Genomic DNA, 292 nt, shown 5'->3' on the forward strand with positions numbered 1-292 from the left:
AGGATGGTCGCCGGTGCGGCGCTGCGCTCGATTGGCTTGAAGCCCGCGCGCTCGAAGAACGGCGCAGCCGTCGTGGTCAGCAACCAGGCGTCGCGCCCGCCCTCGTAGAAGGCACGGCGCAGCAGCAGTGCGAACATTCCGCCGCCGATGCCGCGATGGCGTGAGTGTGGCAGCACCACCAGGGAGCGCACGAGCACGTCTCGGCCCAGGCGCTCGAAGCCGCCGTAGCCCACGCGCTCGCCGGACACCGTGGCATAGGCGAAGAAGCTGCGCCCTGGTTCGGCCAGGTCGT

Annotated in this window: 1 protein-coding gene; it reads right to left on the reverse strand. The window is 70.5% G+C overall.

All coding sequences use genetic code 11. The annotated features are described in order from the left end of the window. A partial coding sequence (locus tag ACR6JA_RS23420) for a GNAT family N-acetyltransferase (RefSeq protein WP_494599951.1) occupies positions 1 to 292 on the reverse strand: 292 nt, incomplete at both ends.

The sequence above is a fragment of the Cedecea sp. B1(4) genome, from assembly GCF_059414925.1.